Annotated in this window: 19 protein-coding genes; 4 read left to right on the top strand and 15 right to left on the bottom strand. The window is 69.6% G+C overall.

Features of this window, described 5'->3' with window-relative positions:
- Nucleotides 1-93 precede the first annotated feature (93 nt).
- From MWM08_RS07715 to MWM08_RS07675, 9 genes are all read right to left on the bottom strand, one after another.
- Nucleotides 94-1,851, bottom strand: a complete 1,758-nt coding sequence (locus MWM08_RS07715; protein ID WP_244458873.1) for a relaxase/mobilization nuclease domain-containing protein — start codon at nucleotides 1,849-1,851, stop codon at nucleotides 94-96.
- 316 nt (nucleotides 1,852-2,167) lie between these two features.
- Nucleotides 2,168-2,869 carry a lytic transglycosylase domain-containing protein gene (locus MWM08_RS07710; protein WP_423816018.1) on the bottom strand — a complete coding sequence of 234 codons (702 nt, stop codon included), beginning with the start codon at nucleotides 2,867-2,869 and terminating at the stop codon, nucleotides 2,168-2,170.
- A gap of 113 nt (nucleotides 2,870-2,982) precedes the next feature.
- On the bottom strand, nucleotides 2,983-3,471 hold the full coding sequence (locus tag MWM08_RS07705; RefSeq protein WP_244459923.1) for a S26 family signal peptidase: 489 nt from the start codon (nucleotides 3,469-3,471) through the stop codon (nucleotides 2,983-2,985).
- Nucleotides 3,472-3,509: 38 nt separating this feature from the next.
- Nucleotides 3,510-3,974, bottom strand: a complete 465-nt coding sequence (locus MWM08_RS07700; RefSeq protein ID WP_244458872.1) for a DUF2840 domain-containing protein — start codon at nucleotides 3,972-3,974, stop codon at nucleotides 3,510-3,512.
- On the bottom strand, nucleotides 3,962-5,041 hold the full coding sequence (locus MWM08_RS07695; protein ID WP_244458871.1) for a replication initiator protein A: 1,080 nt from the start codon (nucleotides 5,039-5,041) through the stop codon (nucleotides 3,962-3,964). The genes MWM08_RS07700 and MWM08_RS07695 overlap by 13 nt, the downstream gene beginning before the upstream one ends.
- 7 nt (nucleotides 5,042-5,048) lie before the next feature.
- On the bottom strand, nucleotides 5,049-5,333 hold the full coding sequence (locus MWM08_RS07690; RefSeq protein ID WP_137127624.1) for a helix-turn-helix transcriptional regulator: 285 nt from the start codon (nucleotides 5,331-5,333) through the stop codon (nucleotides 5,049-5,051).
- Nucleotides 5,334-5,461: 128 nt separating this feature from the next.
- Nucleotides 5,462-5,836: a DUF2285 domain-containing protein gene (locus MWM08_RS07685; protein WP_244458870.1), complete on the bottom strand. Its 375-nt coding sequence runs from the start codon at nucleotides 5,834-5,836 to the stop codon at nucleotides 5,462-5,464.
- Between the two features lie 43 nt (nucleotides 5,837-5,879).
- Entirely contained in the window at nucleotides 5,880-6,218 is a 339-nt protein-coding gene (locus MWM08_RS07680) for a transcriptional regulator domain-containing protein (protein WP_244458869.1), read from the bottom strand.
- Nucleotides 6,219-6,340: 122 nt separating this feature from the next.
- Nucleotides 6,341-6,607 carry a DUF2285 domain-containing protein gene (locus MWM08_RS07675; RefSeq protein ID WP_244458868.1) on the bottom strand — a complete coding sequence of 89 codons (267 nt, stop codon included), beginning with the start codon at nucleotides 6,605-6,607 and terminating at the stop codon, nucleotides 6,341-6,343.
- A 157-nt stretch (nucleotides 6,608-6,764) separates the two neighbouring features.
- Between MWM08_RS07675 and MWM08_RS07670 the strand changes: the two genes are divergently transcribed.
- From MWM08_RS07670 to MWM08_RS07655, 4 genes are all read left to right on the top strand, one after another.
- Nucleotides 6,765-7,040 (top strand): helix-turn-helix domain-containing protein, encoded by a 276-nt coding sequence (locus MWM08_RS07670; RefSeq protein WP_244458867.1) that lies wholly within the window; start codon nucleotides 6,765-6,767, stop codon nucleotides 7,038-7,040.
- Between the two features lie 231 nt (nucleotides 7,041-7,271).
- Nucleotides 7,272-8,513 carry a hypothetical protein gene (locus MWM08_RS07665; RefSeq protein WP_244458866.1) on the top strand — a complete coding sequence of 414 codons (1,242 nt, stop codon included), beginning with the start codon at nucleotides 7,272-7,274 and terminating at the stop codon, nucleotides 8,511-8,513.
- Nucleotides 8,510-8,857 carry a helix-turn-helix domain-containing protein gene (locus tag MWM08_RS07660; protein WP_244458865.1) on the top strand — a complete coding sequence of 116 codons (348 nt, stop codon included), beginning with the start codon at nucleotides 8,510-8,512 and terminating at the stop codon, nucleotides 8,855-8,857. The genes MWM08_RS07665 and MWM08_RS07660 overlap by 4 nt, the downstream gene beginning before the upstream one ends.
- A gap of 3 nt (nucleotides 8,858-8,860) precedes the next feature.
- On the top strand, nucleotides 8,861-9,439 hold the full coding sequence (locus MWM08_RS07655) for an RES family NAD+ phosphorylase (RefSeq protein WP_244458864.1): 579 nt from the start codon (nucleotides 8,861-8,863) through the stop codon (nucleotides 9,437-9,439).
- A 19-nt stretch (nucleotides 9,440-9,458) separates the two neighbouring features.
- Here the strand turns inward: MWM08_RS07655 and MWM08_RS07650 are convergent, their stop codons facing one another.
- The 6 genes from MWM08_RS07650 to MWM08_RS07625 all read right to left on the bottom strand — a co-directional run bounded on the left by MWM08_RS07650 (nucleotide 9,459) and on the right by MWM08_RS07625 (nucleotide 17,093).
- Nucleotides 9,459-12,836, bottom strand: coding sequence for a type ISP restriction/modification enzyme (locus MWM08_RS07650; protein ID WP_244458863.1), 3,378 nt, complete (start codon nucleotides 12,834-12,836; stop codon nucleotides 9,459-9,461).
- A 95-nt stretch (nucleotides 12,837-12,931) separates the two neighbouring features.
- Nucleotides 12,932-13,438: a hypothetical protein gene (locus MWM08_RS07645; RefSeq protein ID WP_244458862.1), complete on the bottom strand. Its 507-nt coding sequence runs from the start codon at nucleotides 13,436-13,438 to the stop codon at nucleotides 12,932-12,934.
- 57 nt (nucleotides 13,439-13,495) lie between these two features.
- Complete coding sequence (locus MWM08_RS07640) at nucleotides 13,496-14,443, bottom strand: toll/interleukin-1 receptor domain-containing protein (protein WP_244458861.1); 948 nt, start codon at nucleotides 14,441-14,443, stop codon at nucleotides 13,496-13,498.
- Nucleotides 14,444-14,609: 166 nt separating this feature from the next.
- Entirely contained in the window at nucleotides 14,610-14,927 is a 318-nt protein-coding gene (locus MWM08_RS07635) for a DUF736 domain-containing protein (RefSeq protein ID WP_149536470.1), read from the bottom strand.
- 139 nt (nucleotides 14,928-15,066) lie between these two features.
- Nucleotides 15,067-15,366, bottom strand: coding sequence for a DUF736 domain-containing protein (locus tag MWM08_RS07630; RefSeq protein ID WP_244408573.1), 300 nt, complete (start codon nucleotides 15,364-15,366; stop codon nucleotides 15,067-15,069).
- A 578-nt stretch (nucleotides 15,367-15,944) separates the two neighbouring features.
- Nucleotides 15,945-17,093, bottom strand: coding sequence for an IS110 family RNA-guided transposase (locus tag MWM08_RS07625; RefSeq protein ID WP_244408572.1), 1,149 nt, complete (start codon nucleotides 17,091-17,093; stop codon nucleotides 15,945-15,947).
- Nucleotides 17,094-17,555: the final 462 nt, after the last annotated feature.

The raw sequence follows: 17,555 nt of genomic DNA, 5'->3' as shown, positions 1-17,555 counted from the left end.
AAGTCGTCGCGGACCTGCGTCGTAGCCACGGCGAGCGCATCGCGCGAAGCGGCGGGGGACCCTACCGGGCCGATCCAGCGGCGCGGCATGCGGTCAGAGGCTGAGGCCTCGCTTGCGTGCGGGCACGAGCTCGAGACTGCCGCCGGGCGCAATGCTCCCCGCCACGGCCAGCCCCCGCTGCCGCTCCATCGATAGCTTCCACGGCACGAGCTGGAAGCCGAGCCCGTCGTCGATCATCGCGAAACGCCCCGAGGCCAGGTCGAGGCGCCGGGTGAAGACCCCGGCGACGCTGTCCCCCTCCCGCACCGGCCGCCACGGCTTCCCCGTCTCGGCCGTCACCCGCGCGGCAGCCGCCTCCAGCTCGCGCTGGCGCAGCGTGTTGAGCAGATCGCGCGCGAAGATCACGCGCTGACCCTGCCGGCGCGCGAGACCGGCGGTCACGAGATGCTCCGTCCGGCGCGCGAGCGCGTCCTGCACCGCGGCGCCGAACCCCTGCCCGACGAGCGGCAGCGCCTCGCGGTCCAGCAGGCGCCGGTCCAGCCAGGTCGCGCCGTCGGCGGTGACCTGGGCCTCGACCGGCAGGTCCGACCGTACGGCGATGGCACTGCGCTCCCGCCCGCCGGCATCCTGGTAGCGCCGGAGCTCGACAACCGCACCCGGTTGCCCGTCGCCTGTCGCGTCGATGTCCGCGAAGCGAAGGTGGTGCACGCGGCCGTCGATCCCGTCGATGATCGCGTAGCCGCTGCCCTTGAGTTCGTCGGCGATACCGCGTTCCACTAGGCGACCGATGATCGGTTCCGGCCGGTCACCATGGATCGCGAACTCGCCTGCCGCGCGCTCGGCACCGAGGCCCTGCATGGCGCGGTGCATGGTCCTGATGATGTCGCCGCGGGTGCCGAGGTCACGAAGCGTCTCCTCGATGCCGGGCCTGAGCGTCCAGACCGCAGGTCCATGGCGTTCGGCGAGGCCGAACCGCTCCAGCGTCTGCGCCCGGCCGATCATCAGCCGACGGAGTTCCGGATCGGCAGCGTCCGCGCCGCCGGGGCGCAGGTCCAGGATGCCGCCCGCCTCATCGGCGGCGGCGCGCAGGGCTCGGTCGAGACCCGTCCAGCGCTCGGCACCGACCTCGGCCTCCAGCGCGCTGCGGATCTCCCTCTCGGTCCGTGGCCCGAGTTCCAGTTCCACGAGCGCCTCGGCGCGACCACGGAAGCCGCGCGCGATGTAGTCGCGCGCGATCACAAGGTCGCCGCCATCCTCGGCGCGGCCACGCACCAGGACATGGACGTGGGGGTTGTCGGTGTTCCAGTGATCGACCGCGACCCAGTCGAGGCAGCTGCCCAGATCCTGCTCGGCTTGGCGCATCAGGTCGCGCGTCCAGGCCTTGAGGTCCGCGAGGGCGGGCGCGTCCTCCGGGCTGACGATGATGCGGAAGTGGTGGCGGTCATCCGTGCAGCGCTCCGCGAAGTCTCGGGCATCGGCGTTGTCCGAGCCCGCGTCGAAGAGCCGCGCCTTGGCGTCGTCACGGGTCACCCCGTCGCGCTGGAGATAGCTGATGTGGGTCGCGAGCGACGTGGATCGGTAGCGCGTCCCCTGGTGGCGCACGACGCGCGCCTTGATCACGACGCGTCGCGAGGGTGAGCGGAGCGCGGCCTGTGCGGCGGCGGCGCGGCCCCGCCCGAAGCGCGAGCGGCTGCTGCCGCGCGTCCCGCCACCAAAGCCGGGGCCGGTGTGGCCGGCCTTGCGGACAGCCCGCATGACCTGGCCGACGAAGCTTCGCGCGCGGCGGGTCGGCGCACGCGTATCGACGATGCGGCCGGGGCGAACATGCAGGTCGTCGTCGCGGGCTGTCATGGCCGCCGATCCGCCGGCGCGCAGCGGCGGCTGGCGCTTAGGCCGTTGATCCGCCTTGGTTTTTCGCAGGAAGCGCCAGCCGCCACTTTGGAGCGGGACACGAATTGCCATGCTGGATCAGACACATACGACCGACCGCCAGCCCTGCTTTTATCTGGCAATCTGCGGTCGGGGTTCCTCAGTTCGCCGCCTCCATCGCTTTGGTGGTCGGTCCTGGAGTAGCCGGCAGCACGACAGACGCACCCGAGCGTGCGCGCACGTGTGACATGGGTGAGACTGCAGGGCCGCACGATGCCCTGCGGCCCAACGCCATCGCTCATGGTGCACCGCCCGGGCTGCGACGGATGGCGAAGATGGAGCCGCGATGGCCCCCCGGACCGTCGGCCTCATGCGCCTCCGCTGCTCCGGCTCGGCCGACGAATGGCTGCGCGGCTGGTGTGTCGGCTGCGATCGTCGCACCGCCAACCGGCACGAAGATCGACCGCGTCGGTGCCATGTCGTCACCGCCGAGCCGCACGAAGATGCCGTCAGCGTTGCGTGCAGAACGCAGCACAACCTGGCCAACCGCAGCGGTGCCGGCGTCACCGGTGAGCAGCGGCGCGAGAGCTGCGACGTAGGCGCGCGTCTCCGCCGGCAGCGGCTGCCCCGTGGCCAGATGCATCTCTACGCGACGCGGCCCCGCATTGTAGGCCGCCAGCATCAGCGGCACCGATCCGAACCGGTCCAGCATTTCGCGCAGATACGCGGTGCCCGCCAGGATGTTGTCGTGCGGCGCGAAGGGATCGGCGCCGAGGCCGTGCAGCGCGCGCAGGCCTGCCCAGGTCGCCGGCATCACCTGCATCAGCCCCATCGCGCCGCGGTGCGACACGGCGTGCCGATCGCCGGCGCTCTCCGCGCGCATCACCGCCCTGATCCAGCCTTCCGGGATACCGAAGCGCTGCGATGCGGCAGCGATCTCGGCAGCATGGATCGTCTGCGCCGCCAGCGCGGACAGCGGCAGGCTGACCAGCAGCAGCACGGCTGCGATGCAGGGCCACGACCGGGACGGGAGGGAGGAAGCGAGCTGTCCAGCGCGCCCTGCCGGAGCGCCGCGCGTCGCCAATGGGCGTGCGTGGGAAGGTGGCGTCGTGCTCATGGTCCGCGCCCCGTGATCCAGACCGGACGCAGCCGGGCGACGATGCTCGTGCGCGGGAGAGGCCCGAAGTAGCGGCCGTCGAGGCTGTCCGGCTCAGCGGGGTTGAGGAGGAACACCTCGCCGGATTCCAGCCTGTGGCACCCGTGCCAGGTCGGCAGCACGCGGCCCAGGCGGTCCGTGCCGCGGCGGTGTGCGACCGTCCCGCCGTCGACGATGATCGCGTGACCCTCTACGCACACCATCTGCGGCGGCAGGGCTGCGACGTGCTTCAGCAGTGGCACGCCGCGCGCGACATACCCTCGCTCGGCGAGGAACGCCGCCAGCGTCTCGGGCGGGCGGACGAGGACGAGGTCGCCCAGCGCCATGCGGTCAGCAGGTACCGTGACGTAGAGGCCGAGCGGCACGCTCGCCGACGCGTTCCAGATGATGCGCGGCTGCCAACCCGCGACCGCCGGGACGGCGATCAGCCCCAGCCCGGCGAGCATGGCCACGACGGGCGCCGTGCGCCTTCTCCGCCGTGCCGTCACGCGTCGATCCTCCGCCGCAGCAGCCAGGCGCGGTGGCGCTCGCGCGTGTAAGCGCGTGGCGGCTCGCCCGCCGCGAGGCGGTTCATCACGTGCCGCCAGTGGTCCGGGCAGGCGTCCTCGGGCGCGACGCCCGTCTGCTCGACCGCGCCGATCCCGCGCAGCGCCTCATTGACCTTCGGCCAGCCGGAGATGCGCAGCAGGATCTCCGCTCCCGGCTCCACGAAGCCGATCGTGCTGTAGGCCTCGCCGGGCGCGACCGCGCGCAGGATGTCGATGCGGCTGACTACGGTTCCGTAGCCATTGGACGCCCAGCGGACGAAGGCGAAGACCTCACCCGCCGCGAAGGCGACGACGCGGCGGCGGCGGTCGAGGATCGTCTCCTCGGCGATCCGCCCGAAGCGGATCCAGCGCTCGACGCGGCCCTCGAGCCACAGCAGCTCGACGCGGGTCAGCGCCGCCATGGCGCCGCCTCCCGCTCCCCGTCCCGGTCGTGTTTTCCACCGACCGCGCTGGGCCTACCTTCATTAGAATTAGACTCAATTAGAGTCTTTACGGGCCAGACTTCCGCTTGTGCTGCAACGGCTTGCGGGTGGTTCGTGCGCCTGATCTGCCGTGTCGGTTGCGCCTGATCTGCCGAATCTCCTGCGCCTGATCTGCCGTGCGGTTCCACAGGCCTGCACAAGTTATCCACAGGGCCGGCGTGGCGGCTGCACGGCGTGATCCGCAACAATTCGGTGCCGCCGGCATCGCGGCGGATGGCGAGGCGATAGCCCGGCAGGCTCTGGCGGGCGGCGATCCGGCGGAGATCGAGTGCGAAGTCGGCGAAGCGCGCGAGGCTGCCGGACTTGGCGTGCAGGTGCCGGAACTCGAACGCCCAGCCGAACGGCTGATGCCCGGCGTGCTTGCGCGCGACACGGTAGAGCCAGCGCTCGATGCCTCCCGTAAGGCGGAAGTAGGCCGGATCGATGGTCAGCAGGAGCTGCCGATCGAGGACGCCGCGGTAGAACCAGTCCGGCAGCACGAACTCCATGCCGTCGGCGCGGCCGGAGGCGGTGACCCGCTCCTCCCACTCGTTGATCCAGGAGAATTGTTGGCGTCGCCAGTGCGCGCCGTGCCGGATCGTGGTGCGGATGACGGTCGACTGGAGGCGGGCGAGCGCCGCCTTCAGCAGCAGGTACTGGTGCTGGCCGGTGCCGCGCCCGATGGCGGTCAGCAGTTGGTGCGGCGCGAAGCGCATGAACCGGGAGGCTGCGAGCCCTCGGTCGGCGGCCTCGACGATCTGCGAGCCGGCCCAGATCAGCACGTCGGCATCCCAGATGGTCGCCATGCCGTGTTCGGGAACGGCATGGACCTGCACCTCGATGTCGCCGGCGCGGTAGAGGATCGGCGCGACGCGGCGGCCTTTCGCCAGCGAGAAGAACGGCCGCTCCATCAGATCGCGCTGGTCGCGGCGCGGCGGTCCCTCGTCCGGCAGGGCGTCGAATGGGCTCAGCCTGAGCCGCTCGCTGGGGGTGCGCTCGCCGTGCATCGTCGGGTCAGCGACGTGCGGCGCCGGCGTAGGCCGGCGAGACGGCGGCATGGCGCTTGGCGGGCAGCACGGTCTCGCCCGTGTCATCGCTGGTCGAGGCCTTGGTGCCGCGGTTTACCCAGGCCTGGAGATCGGTGACGGCGTAGACAACTCGACCGCCGAGCTTCGAGTAGCGCGGGCCGGTGCCGTAGGTGCGGTGCTTCTCGAGGGTGCGGCCGGACAGGCCGAGGAAGCGCGCGGCCTCGGGCGTGCGGAGGTAGCGCGGCGGCAGGCCGGCATTCGGGTCGGGCATCGGGAGCCTCCGGTGATGCTGTCGGATGCCGCGCATGGGGCGCGGCGGTCAGGTCGGAGGCTGGCGAAGCGTGGTCGCAGTGGGGGAGTCCGAAGACGGCGCCGGCGAAAGCGGACCCCGTGCGGAGGTCAGAGGCGTATGCTGCCTCCGGCGGTCAGCAGGTCGCGGTAGCCGCCATCTCGAAGCGCGCGGGTAGCCGAGAGGAGGCGCAGGGTGCGGCTGCGCAGATCGTGGCTCTTCCAGACGGCGCCCCGGGGAACGCGGGCCGGTCCGAACAGGCCGACAGCAAGGTCGCGGATGCTCGCGCCCTCCGCATCGCCATCGAGTGCGCGCAGGCGGTTGATCAGGACGCGTCGGCGGTTGCGCGAAAGAGCGCGCTCGCGCGTGGGTCGACCCCGGAGCGCAGTCCAGAACTGCAGCGCAGCAGCCAGGCGCTTTGGCGTGAGGGCGTCGAGCGGCACCAAGACGCCGAGCGGCGCATCGGGCGGCGGATCGCCGATCAACCAGACCGGCAGCGGCGGCGTCCCTACGGTTCCGTGCAGCCCGTCACTCCCCAGCTGCGGTGAATTCAAGGGCGGCAGGGCAGCCGGCAAGGGAGGCGAGAAGGACGGCGGCAAGGCCGACAGCGCAACGGTGGCGGTAGAGATGGTCGGCGCCCAGATGACCGTTGCGCTGCGCGCGTCGACCGCCGGGTCGGCCGCGAAATCGCAACCCCCAGCGCTCGGCGACGGCGCTGGCCGCGTCGTCGGGCCGCCGGTCGTCGAGCTGTTCCCAGTCGCGCACATAGCGCGGGTTGCGCCGGAGGAATTCCCAGGCGAGATCGCGCGCCGAGGCGTTCTCCAGATCGGCATAGGCGGCCGCCGACCGCCAGTCTCGCGACGGCATGGCAAGGCTCCGACACAGCGCGGAGCACACGCTCCGCGCGCAGCACGCCGAGACATGCGACCATTCCGTGTGTTGTCCAGGCGCACGCCAGGCAAACCGTGTTGCCGTGGGTGCAACGCCGGTCAGTTTGTCGAGCTCTGCCGCAGCAGGTCGCGATAACCGGCCTCGGTCATCCACCGGGCGCGGGCCAAGTGGCTGTCGTGGATGCGCTTTGCGCGGTCAGGGTCGCGCGCCGGGTCCAGGCCAAGAACGAGGCGGCTTGCCTCGCGCCAATCGGCCTGATCGGCGGCGGCATCAAGCAGACGGAGATAGATCACCTTGTGGGCGAGATCGTACTCGGTGACGGTCGGCTCGTCTGGCGGCCTGTCGAGGATCTTCCTGCTGCCCATGCAAGCTCCTCTCAGCATCGACGACTCGGTGCACGCACCTCATCAGCGTCGTCGACTGGTGCGCAATGCGCCATCCCCCAAGCGCTTTTTCGGGGTCCCAGTCGATACATACTATAGGTGATAAACTCAAAGTATGTAGCGCCCCGACCGTGCCGGCATGGACATGCGCCGGCTGGTGGGGAGGAACGTGCGGCGGATCAGGCTCGAGAAGGGCCTGACGCAGGAGGCGTTCGCCGAAACCTCGGGCTTCAGCCAGCAATATCTGAGCAGCCTGGAACGCGGCCGCCGTAACCCGACGGTCGTCACGCTCTTCGAGCTGGCGTCCGCGCTCGGAGTGAGCCACGTCGCGCTTGTCGCGCCGGACGGCGAGAGCGATGCCGCCGCTCCGCTTCGCCGTGGCGGTCGCTCCGGCACCGCGGGCAAGCCGCGGTAGATGCCCACAACCCCTCAATCCCGAGGCGGGGTACACCGAAGCCCGCTCTTCCTTGACGCATTGGCGTTTCACAGATAGTTTCTCGTGAAACTCAGATGCGCGAGGTGCGCTGTGGCCGCCCAGATCCTCCCCTTCCCGAAGCCGTCCCCGGCCCCTTCGTCGCCGATCGCAACCTATCTCTGGGTCGGCGAGGCCCATCGGAAGCTCGCGGATCTTCATGGAGCAGGGCACTTGCCCGCCCGCCGCCTGGTCGTTGAAGCCTCCCGCCTGCGCCACCAGCAAGAGCTTATCGCGGCAGTCCGCGACGCCGGCGGCGAGATCGTCCTGGACACCGAAGCGGCAGAGCTCGCCAGCGTCGGGCGGCACTCCGGGCGGGTTCGCACCGCACCATGGGCCTTGCCCGAAGGTGCCGGGCCGCTCGGCCCCGATCATTTCCGGGCCGACGCAAAGTCCGACGTCATCGGCCAGATCGCGCGCCTGGCGGTCTCATCAGGCGTCACCGCTGTCCTGTCGCCGGCGCATCACCTGGGCGATCCGGCATTCCGCGATTGGTTCTCGGTGGATCGCGACGCCTGCCTCGCGTTGCGGAGAGCACTCGACCGCGAGGGGGGCCAGGGCATCGCGATCGACTATCCGCTGATCGTTCCGAACGCGGTGCTGAACCAGCCGAACCAGCGCGGCATCCTGGTCGCGACGCTGGCCGCGCTTCCCATCGACTACGTCTGGCTGCGCGTCGCGGGTTTGGGCGCCGATGCCGGTCCCCTGCAATTGAGCCGCTACCTTTCGGCCGTGGCGGGGCTGCACAACCTCGGCAAGCCCGTGATCGCCGATCAACTGGGCGGGCTGCCAGGCCAGGCGGCCCTAGCGTTCGGCGGGGTCTCCGGCATTGCGCAGGGCATTGGCGAGCGCGAGCGCTTCGACACGGGCGACTGGCACAAGCCAGCCAAACCGCGTCCCGACGACGCGAAGTTCGGCCGCGCGGTGCGGCTCTCGATACCCGGCCTCAACCGCACGCTGACGCGCAGCGAGCTCGACGTTCTCGCCAGCGCGAAGAATGGCCGCCGCATCTGCGGATGCGCTGATCGCGCGTGCTGCAAGCATGGGTACGACAGCATGGTCGCCGATCCGCGGGGCCATGCGGCGCGGCAGTTCTTCAACAGCATCGCGAAGCTGGAGGCCGTGCCGGACCTTCGCCGCGAGACGTACTTTCTCAGCCACGACGGGCCCATGGCGAAGGCCGACCGGACGGCGCGCGAGATCAAGGCGTTGCGCCCGGACGCCGCCGAAGCAGCGCGCCACAACATCGATCCGGAAGCCCTGATGAAGCGACTCGCAGAGCATAGCCGGACGACTGAGAAAATCCGCACGACGCTCGAGACCATTCACGAGACCCGCGGCAACGACGTGCCCCGCGCACGCGTGGCCGCGCTTCGGAGTGGAGGAGCACCCAAGGCCGCAAAGGGGCAGCCGTGAGCGGCAAATCGGGCGCAATGCCCCGCTACATCGACGATCTGAATGAGTTCGGCGGCCTGTCGGGCACCGACATCGCCAATATCGCCGATGTCTCCAAGGCCACCGTCTCGCGCTGGAAGTCGGGCACGGTCAAGCCGCAGCCGGACACGCAGCTGGTGCTGTCCGACCTGCACTTCATCGTCCAGCGCCTCACGGAGTACTACAGCGCTGACGAAATCCGCACTTGGCTCTATGCACGCCATCCGCAGCTCGATGGCCAGCGCGCCATTGACCTGATCAACCAGAATCGGTCCGAGGATATCCTGCGCATCCTCGATCGGCTGGACTCGGACGTGTATCTCTGACGCATGGCCGCGGCTCGCTCCCCGCGCGACAACCATCTGCTCGACGCCGTCGAGGCGTTGCCGCGGGAGGCCTGGAGCGGCCCTGTGTGGCGTGTCGTGCGCGAAGGGCGCGACCCAACGCAGTGCAGCGCGGTGGGCGGCCGTTGGGATGATCGCAGTTTCGAGGTGCTCTATACCTCGACGCATGAGGATGGCGCGCGGGCCGAAATGTTCTTCCATCTCAGCCGCGGCCAGCCGGTGATGCCGTCCCAGGTGCGCTATGGCCTGCACGAGCTTCGCGTCACGCTCGACGCCTGCGTGCGCATCGCATCCCTCGAAGTGCTCGCGGGCCTGGGTCTCAAGACCAACGCCTTCGGCCAGCTGTCCTACAGCGAGCGGCAGCTCGAATATCCGCGCACGCAGGAGATCGCCGAGGCCGCGCATTTCCACGGCCGCGACGGCCTGTTCGTGCCCAGCGCGCGCTCCGCCCATCCCAACCTGGTGGTGTTCTGCGGCGTTGCCGGACCGGAGGCGGTCGAGGTCCTGCGCGACCACGGCATCGTCGACTGGACGGCCTGGCGCAACGCGCAGCGCAACGGCTGAGCGGCGCGCCGCCGGCGTCTCAGGGATCGTTGCCGCCGAGCAGATCGCCCTGCGCCGCCACGCGCCGGCGACCTCGCCGTGCGGGGGGCGCCGTCGTCGCCTCCGCCGCAACCGCGGCCTGGAGCGCCGAGGCCGGCAGCGTGGCGCCGTTGCAGATGCGCTCCAGCAGGTCGGCCTGCGCGGTCTCCAGCGCGACCAGGCCGCCGAGCACGTTCAGCACGTTGAGCAGTTCCGCCGTGTACTCCGGCAGCCAGCCAGATGGCTGAATGTCGCCGAGCGGCGAGGGCTTGCGGCGGTCGCCGATGATCGGGCGCGAGCGGTCGCGGCCGCGATAGCTGAACCACTGCGTCAGCACCTGCTTGCCGGAGACTTCGTAGTCCCAGACCGCTGGCGAGACATTGTCGACATGGCCCTGGCCGACATGCAGCCGGCGCGTGGTCGCGTCGTGGCGGATCGTGTCCGGCATCGCAGCGGGGTCGGCCGGGATAGCGCCGTCTTCCGGGATGGTCGGGCGTTCGGCGGCGGGCAGGCGTGGCGCGCCGGCGGGGCGGCCCTCGGACGCATCGACGAAGCGCTCGCCGAAGCTGTGCAGCCAGATGACGCGACGGCCAAGGCGTGCGGCCTCGGCAAACAGCGCGGCGTCGGTGGTGAGCGGGATGCGCAGGCCGGGCTGCACGAGGTCGGTCGCGAAGCGGGTGACATAGGCCGGGTGCGCGGCGACGGCGGCGATGTAGGCGAGGAGATCGGGCGCGGAGACGGGCGTGCCGAGCGCAGAAGAGAGCGCGGCCAGCACCGCGGCGGGGATGTTCGGGGCCGTCGCGGCACTGTCGGCCCACAACGGAAAAGCGCGGCCGCCGCGACCATTGTAGTGGTCGAGATCTGGGACGAAGCCTGTGAAGGAGATGCCTGGGCCGGTGCTGGGCGACGTCCTATGCAGCGCCGTCAGGTAGACTTGCTTCTCTGAATGCGTGCGCCACAGCGTCGGGTTCGGTCGGTTCAGCAGGCGATTGTCGGGGATGATCCATTGGCGGTCGAAGGATCGGAAGCCGTAGCGTGTCGGAGCGACGATAGACCCCTTGTCCTTCGCGACGGAAAGCGGGCGATTGTCGTGCCCGGATAGCCCCTCGGTCAGGACCTTGCCGGTGTGGCGATCGCCAAGATCGCCTTCGGTTCCGTGCGGGTGAAACAGCAGTTCTTTCCGCGCCGGATCGCGCTCGGCCGCCAGGTGCTTCCACCGTTCTTCCAGTGACCAGCGATCCGGCGCGATCACCCAGGTGCGCCCCGGCATGACGCCCGAACCGTTGTAGGCGAACAGCGCATCAAGCGCCGGATAGGTCGCCCACCCGCCCGTCGCGGCCGGCAGGAAGGCCGCGCGCTCCTCCTCCGGACACTCGATCCAGCCCTCGCCGTCGAGCGTCAGCGTCGCCAGCGCCGCGAACTTCTCCTCCCGCCGCCCGACCGGCAGCGCGCGATACCGCACGCGGGCGGGCTTGCTGGCATCCGCCTTGCCCGTGCGCGCCACCAGCACGATGCACACCGGCTGCTGCACGCCCTGGAAAATGCGCGAGGCGACGGCGGGCTGATGCCCCTCCGGCGAGCAATCCACCACCCAGATCTCATCCGCCGTGCGGCGCAGATCGGCGCGCATCGCCTGGAAGCCCGGCCCGTTGAGAAACCCCGCCACGGTGATGAAGCACACGATTCCGCGCCGGTCCGCGCGCGCCTGCGGCGCGGCCGCCGCATCGCCGAACACCTTCCACGTCGCCCAACGCCAGAAATAGACATAGAGGTTGCGCAGATGCTTCGAATGCGCGCCCACGCCCCATTCGGGCGGCGGCATCCAGCGCGCGAGCGGCGCGGCCTCGGTCGCATTCGCGCTGCCGGCCTCCACCCACCCGCCGCGCCCCTTCGCCTTTTCCTTGTAGGGCGGATTGCCGATGACGACGGTGATCGGCTCCGCCCGCTTCACTTTGTTCGCTTCCCGCCGGGATTCCGCGAGCGGCTTCAGGATCTGCGGGATGTACTCCTCATCGGCATAGGGATTGCCGAGGGTGTCCGTGACATAGAGGCGCAGATGCACGTCGGACGGCACCGTCCCCTTCACCTTGAGCAGGTCGGCGACCTCCGCCAGCAGGCGCAGCTGCGCGACGGCGAAGGGGCCGAACTGCAACTCGAAGCCGATGATGCGCTTCAGCGCCGCGCGGATGACGCCCGGCACGGTGCCGGCGCCATCGGCGCGCGCGGTCTCCGCGATGCGCCGCAGGACGCCCAGCAGGTAGGTGCCCGTGCCGACGGCCGGGTCCGCCAGCGTAACCTCGTTGGAGGCAAGGCCCTCCGGCTGTCCGAAGCGCGCCGGGTCGCGCAGCACGTCATCGACCAGGCGCACCATCGCGGTGACCACCTCGGGCGGCGTGTAGTAGGACCCGGTGAGCTTGCGCAGGTCGTTGTCGTAGGCCTCCAGGAAGTGCTCGTAGAAATACAGCCAGGCCTCGGGGTCGCCCTCGCCGATGGCGGCCCAGTCCACGGCATCGAGCACGCGCGTGAGGGTACCGAGCGAGGTTTTCAGCGCTTCCTGCCCGTCGACATCGTCGGTCAGCACGCGGAAGGCGCCACCGATCACCGTGTTGGTCTTGGCCAGCGCCTTCGCGACGCGGTCCAGGCCATCGGCGAGCACGATGCCCTGCGCGCGCGCCATCAGCAGGCCGAAGGTTACGGCCTGCGCGTAGCCGTCGGCGAAGTCTTCGTCACTGGCTTCGGGGAACAGCAGGCGGCGCCAGTCCTCGGCGAGGCCGGTGAGCGCCGGGACCTTCTGATCGAGTTGCTCGGTGACCTCGTCGCGCAGCAGGCGGCACAGGCCAGCGCTGAGTGCAGCGAGCGCGCGCGCATTGGTCGGCGGGATCGGCTCCCAGCGCAGGAAGTCGCCGAACAGGCGGGTCAGTGCGTCCGGCGCGGTGAGCGCGGCACCGGCGGTTTCCACGTCGCCGGACAGCCGGACGATCTCGCCCTGGAGCGCGCCGTCTCGCCACAGCGAGAAGGCATTGCCGTCGGTGTAGATGAGGTTCGGTAGGGATTTGAGCTTGGTCCACTGGTCGCGGTCGTGCTCGTCCTTGAAGCGGCGCGGGTCGGCGCCCTTGCCCGGCGCCTTGACCTCGATGAAGCCGACGAGGGCATTGCGGGCCCGGACGGCGTAGTCGGGCCGGGTCTTCAGGGAGGACAGCGTGGTTTCGCCGATCGCGACCACGTCTCCCGCCTTGAACAACAGGATGGCGGCGAGGTCGGCGATCAGTGTCTCGAGCGGCGCGCGGAGCTGGTCCTCCGGTGCGCCGACCGCTGCCTTGCCGGAGAGCTTTGCCTTGAGCGAGGCACCGAAACGGGAAATGGCGTCGGCGAGCGTCATCACGGGCACGCGCGGGGAACCTCGGCTATTGTTGCTGTCCGGCCCAGGCTAGGGGACGCGGTGGCCAATCGCCAGCACCACAGCCGAAACGCGGCTCAGGTCGGCGCTGCGAACCGGAACAGGACGATTGGCTGTCCGCCAGGGTCGGCGGGCAACAGCCGCAGGTCCCAGTCCGTGATGGCGACATCCCCACTTCCACTCCCGCCGGCGGTGATCTTGCCGGATGCGATGTCGACATCGCGCGACCCCAACCGCATGCCCCCGCGCCGTTGAGGCACGCGCAGGACGACGCCGGACCTGCGGACGATCAGGCAGCCCTCGCAGCTACCGCCTGACGCTGCGAGCCGGATGCGAGGACTTGTCGGGTCGAAGTGGAAGCGGACAGCGGCGCCGAACGAGAGGACGGACGACGCCTGAAGCGCATGCGGCCAAACAAACTCGGGCAAGCCATCTGCGCTGCTGTTCAGCAGGACGAGTAGCGCGCCGTCCGCCATGGCTCCGCCAGCAGCGTCCTGCGCGCAGAAGCCCACGGCGGGTGATGCCAGGTCGAGCAGCAGGAATGCTTCGCCTGGGGACAGTTCCTCGATGGGACGGAGAGTCACCGGGGGCCACAAATGCATGCGCTGCCTTTCGTGCTACCGATGGGCGTCCTGCCCTCGTCACCGCCGCATATCGCGCAGGAAGAGCTCCCAGTACGCCTCGGCAGCCGCCTGCGGCATGAGACGTGCCGCATCCTGGCTGCGAATGTTCATGCCGATCGGACGCCAGAACAGGCCGTGTTCATCAGTTTCGACGTTGAGGATTTCGTTGTAGCTGTTGCGAGCTTGGCTTTCTGACGACGAATAGGCAATTCCGTCCGGCAGCTTTCCAAGGAAGATGTGGCAGGATGCCGCCTTCTTTCCGCCGCGGTACAGCGCCGCCGTGAACGCTTCGGCATCAATGCGCTTGAAGCGCGCCTCGACGTCGGGGTGTCGCTGCGCCAACTCATTCAAGGAGTTTTCGAAGAAGGCGGCAAAGAACTCGAAGGTTTCGTCACGGAAGCGGTCACGATCGATATCGGTGAAGCGTCGCGGCAACCCAAGATTACTGGACCTGGGTGCCGGACGAACGGGCTGTTGTGGGTGCGGCTTGGTAGCCGTCCGGCTCGGCGGCGCCGGCGGCGCAGTCGGGGCGCTGGCTTGCAGGGCCCGCCGGATAGCGCGCACCACCTGGAGAAAGCCTTCGTCCATATCGGCGAACGACCGGACTGGCTTTCCGTCATCCGGTGTTGCAGCGATCTTGCCGAACGGCGTGCCGTGCCAGTCGCAAGGACGCAGGATGACAGGGATGACCCGCGCTTCCCTTGCCGCATGTCGCTCCATGGCGCGGCGCATCTCGATGTCGAAGCAGTATCTCGAAGCGAGGAAATCTGCGCTGACGAGAAGCAGGATGACATCGGCGCGCTCAAGTTCGGCACTGATCGCGTCGTCCAAAACATCGCCGGCTGGGATGCGCCGATCGTGCCAGGTTTCGACCAGGCCCTCGTGCTTCAGCGCAGACAGGTGTTTTTCGAGCTGGTCGCGCAGTGCCTCGTCGGCGTGGGAGTAGGAAAAGAAGATCGTCGCCATGATGTCCCAGCTGGCCGCTGGAAGGGGCGAACCGTGTGTCAACACGGGCACGCTGGGCGGCACTCTCAGGGATCGGATAGCACGATCCGGCGATTCGGACTGGCGGTATCGCGGCTTTGGTGGGAGGGAGGCGCCCCGCCCGGCAGGGCGGGGCGCCGTTGGCTGTTCACTCCCGGCTGCGGTTGCCGTTGGGGCGGGACCAGATCAGCTCGAACTCGCCGCCCTCCATCTCGAAGAGGTTCGCCAGGATCGGCGCCGGCAGGGACGGGTCGTCGAGCTTGACCGAGAGGTAGTCGCGGCCCTCGTTCGAGGTCTTCTTCCACGCCGCCCCGATCTCGGCGCGGCCGGCGAAGATGCGGAAGTCGGGGGCCTTGTCGCTGCTCTTCTCGGCCGGCCGGACCTGGACCTTGGCGTCGAGGGTGAGCGTCGAGACCGTGCCGGTGAAGCCGTCGCCGGTGCGGGTGAAGGTGCCGATGGTCGCCATGATTGTCTCCTGTCTGTCGATCGGGCCGCGCCCATCGCGGCCTCACATGAGGGTTTCAGGTCAAGGTGCTTGTGGGATCCGGAGGGCTGTAGCGCGCAGATCGGACGCTCCGCCGGCGGCGGAGCGTCCGTGGCCGCGGTCAGCGCGACCAGATCAGGCGGTGCTCGCCGTTCTCGCCCGCCACCAGACTGGCGTAGACCGGGGCGTTGAAGGACGGATCGTCGAGCTTGACCGACACGTATTCGGTGCCGGTGTCCTTCGCCGCCTTGCTCCAGCCGGCGCCGAGTTCGACGCCGCCGACGGTGACCCGGTAGTCGGGGCTGCGCTCGCCGTCCTTGGCGACCGGGCGGATGGTTGCCTTGACGTTGATGTTCAGCGTGCGGATCGTGCCGTTGAAGCTGCCGTCCTCGCCGCGGGTGAAGCTGCCGATCTGAGCCATCGTCGTATCTCCTGACTGCTGTGCGAAGCCGCCCGATGCGGCCTCGACGGCGGTCGAGAGGCGTCGGCCGGCCGGCTTGCACCCGCAGGGCCGCAGCGCAGCGGAGGACGGCGGCAGCCGAGCTTCTTGCCTCGCGAGGAATGCGCGGAAAACCGGGGCCCCCACGCGGCTTGCCGCGTGGGGTGGTGGCGCAGGGGAAGAAGGTCGGCGAAGCCGTTGCTGGCCATAGGCCGGACGACGCCAGACCAGCCGACAGAGAGGCCGCACGGCGGCTGCCCGGCATGTCTGCCGAGAAGACGATGGCAGCCAGTGCAGCCCGAAACCGTGGCTGGCCTGCGCCGGCCCGCATCCCGCCCTGAACCTCAGGTCTGAGCCCATCTGCTGATCCGCGCCCGTGCACGTATCAACCTCACATCCGGTCGCCGCGCCTGCGGCTGCACCAACATCCCGCCTGCGGCGGCAAGGGCTCAGGAGGACGAGACCATTCTCGATGACGGCGTGTTGGCCATGCCGCGATGCGGTCGTCCACCTGGTTCCGGCGGGCTGATCAGGCCCAGGCCGAACGGTGAGTCAGCGTGTCATGCGCGCACGACCGCGCCCTCGATGACGACGCCGGCGGTGACGTATTTCCAGAGCGCCACGACCAGCTTGCGCGCCAGTGCCGTGATCATGACCTTCTTGAAGCGGCCGCCGTTCTGGGCGACGCGCGTGTTGAACCAGCGACTGAGCGCGGATGCGGGCTGATGGCGCAGCCATAGCCAGGACATCTCCAGCAGCGTGGCGCGCAGCCGGGGATTGCCCGACTTCCCGATGCCCTGCTCCCGGTCAATGGATCCGCTCTGCCAGGGTGTCGGCGCGAGGCCCGCATAGGCTGCGACTTGGCGACGGTTGTCGAAGTGGCGGTAGAGGCCCTCGCTCCAGAGGACGGCGGCGAACTCCGGGCCGACGCCGACGACGTTCGACAGTACGGCCACCTCGCGCGACGACTGCCGCTCCTCGGCGAGCATGGTATCGCGCTCGCCCTCGACGGCCTTGATCTGGTCGAGCAGAAGCTCCAGGCGGTCGAGCTCGCGCTCGACCTGGCGTTTCAGGTGATGAGGGAGATCGCACCCATCGCCGGTTCGCAGCGCCTCGAGGCGCTCGCGGCGATCGCGCTTGAGGGGATCGTACCCGGTGATGCCCTGCGAAAAGAGCAGGCCCTTGATCCGGTTGCTGTGCTGGATGCGCTCCTGCATGAGCACCTTGCGTTCGCGCGCGATGCGGCGGCGGTCCTCCTCGGCGGGAGACGGCACGCGCAGCATCGAGCAGACGCGCGGCTCACCGCGCTTGAAGGCGAGCAGCGCGCGGATCAGGCTCTCGCCGTCGAGCCGATCCGTCTTGATCCGCCGGAGCCGGCGCGACGTGGCGATCGAGGCGGCGTCAACGACGTGGCTTTCGTGTCCCTCCGCCTGCAGGACCCGGTGCACCCAGAAGCCGTCGAGCCCGGCCTCCTGGATGACAGTGATAGGGAACTCCTGGCCGGTTCGCGCACGTGCCTTTTGCCGCAGTCGACCGAGGCGTTCCAGCAGGCCGGCGAGATCGCCGCCAGGGACTGTGTGACGCGACAGCTTCTCGCCCGCGCCGGGCGACAGCGAGGTGATCAGCCATGTCTTTCGGCTGAGTTCTACGGAGACGACGACCTCAGCGAGCTCGCCATCACCTGTTCTGCGTGCATGGTTCTGCGACATCGACTTCCCGCTCCTTTCCTTCACGGCCAATGACACCCGCCGCACCTGAGCAGGTTGCCGGTCCGCCCTCATAGGATCTCGATGGCGATCGCCCGGCCGGGGGCGGGCGCCGACGCACTCCGCAGGAGCCGCAGCGCAGCGGAGGACGGGGCTGGGAGACTTTCTTGCCTCGCGAGGAATGCGCGGCACGCGCAGGGGAAGAAAGTCGCATCCGCGCCGTTGCGGCCGGGGCGCCCGAGGCGTCAGCCGTCCCTCGGCCAGATCAGGCCATCCGAGGCAGCGTGGCAGCGCGACACCGGACGGACCACGGAGACAGCAGGCGACGGTCGCCGCGCCCGGCACAAGCGCGATGAACCAGGCATCGCGGTCTCGGCGCCCATGGCGTGCACAAGGGAGGATCCGGCCGAAACGGGGAAGGCGAAACGCTGGCCCTGTTGCGCATCATCCCGGCTGTAAGGGTCG

This window comes from Roseomonas fluvialis (assembly GCF_022846615.1).
GTDB classification, from domain to species: Bacteria; Pseudomonadota; Alphaproteobacteria; order Acetobacterales; family Acetobacteraceae; genus Neoroseomonas; species Neoroseomonas fluvialis.
Note: the sequence above shows the minus strand (reverse complement) of the source record. Positions and strands in the feature narration are given on the sequence as shown.

Bases quoted from the DNA above. Each gene is read 5' to 3' on its own strand.
- MWM08_RS07695 (WP_244458871.1), bottom strand. From the start codon at position 5,041: ATGCACGGCGAGCGCACCCCCAGCGAGCGGCTCAGGCTGAGCCCATTC.
- MWM08_RS07655 (WP_244458864.1), top strand. From the start codon at position 8,861: ATGGCCGCGGCTCGCTCCCCGCGCGACAACCATCTGCTCGACGCCGTC.
- MWM08_RS07670 (WP_244458867.1), top strand. From the start codon at position 6,765: ATGGACATGCGCCGGCTGGTGGGGAGGAACGTGCGGCGGATCAGGCTC.
- MWM08_RS07680 (WP_244458869.1), bottom strand. From the start codon at position 6,218: ATGCCGTCGCGAGACTGGCGGTCGGCGGCCGCCTATGCCGATCTGGAG.
- MWM08_RS07630 (WP_244408573.1), bottom strand. From the start codon at position 15,366: ATGGCTCAGATCGGCAGCTTCACCCGCGGCGAGGACGGCAGCTTCAAC.
- MWM08_RS07650 (WP_244458863.1), bottom strand. From the start codon at position 12,836: ATGACGCTCGCCGACGCCATTTCCCGTTTCGGTGCCTCGCTCAAGGCA.
- MWM08_RS07690 (WP_137127624.1), bottom strand. From the start codon at position 5,333: ATGCCCGACCCGAATGCCGGCCTGCCGCCGCGCTACCTCCGCACGCCC.
- MWM08_RS07635 (WP_149536470.1), bottom strand. From the start codon at position 14,927: ATGGCGACCATCGGCACCTTCACCCGCACCGGCGACGGCTTCACCGGC.
- MWM08_RS07625 (WP_244408572.1), bottom strand. From the start codon at position 17,093: ATGTCGCAGAACCATGCACGCAGAACAGGTGATGGCGAGCTCGCTGAG.
- MWM08_RS07700 (WP_244458872.1), bottom strand. From the start codon at position 3,974: ATGGCGGCGCTGACCCGCGTCGAGCTGCTGTGGCTCGAGGGCCGCGTC.
- MWM08_RS07640 (WP_244458861.1), bottom strand. From the start codon at position 14,443: ATGGCGACGATCTTCTTTTCCTACTCCCACGCCGACGAGGCACTGCGC.
- MWM08_RS07705 (WP_244459923.1), bottom strand. From the start codon at position 3,471: ATGCTCGCCGGGCTGGGGCTGATCGCCGTCCCGGCGGTCGCGGGTTGG.
- MWM08_RS07675 (WP_244458868.1), bottom strand. From the start codon at position 6,607: ATGGGCAGCAGGAAGATCCTCGACAGGCCGCCAGACGAGCCGACCGTC.
- MWM08_RS07715 (WP_244458873.1), bottom strand. From the start codon at position 1,851: ATGACAGCCCGCGACGACGACCTGCATGTTCGCCCCGGCCGCATCGTC.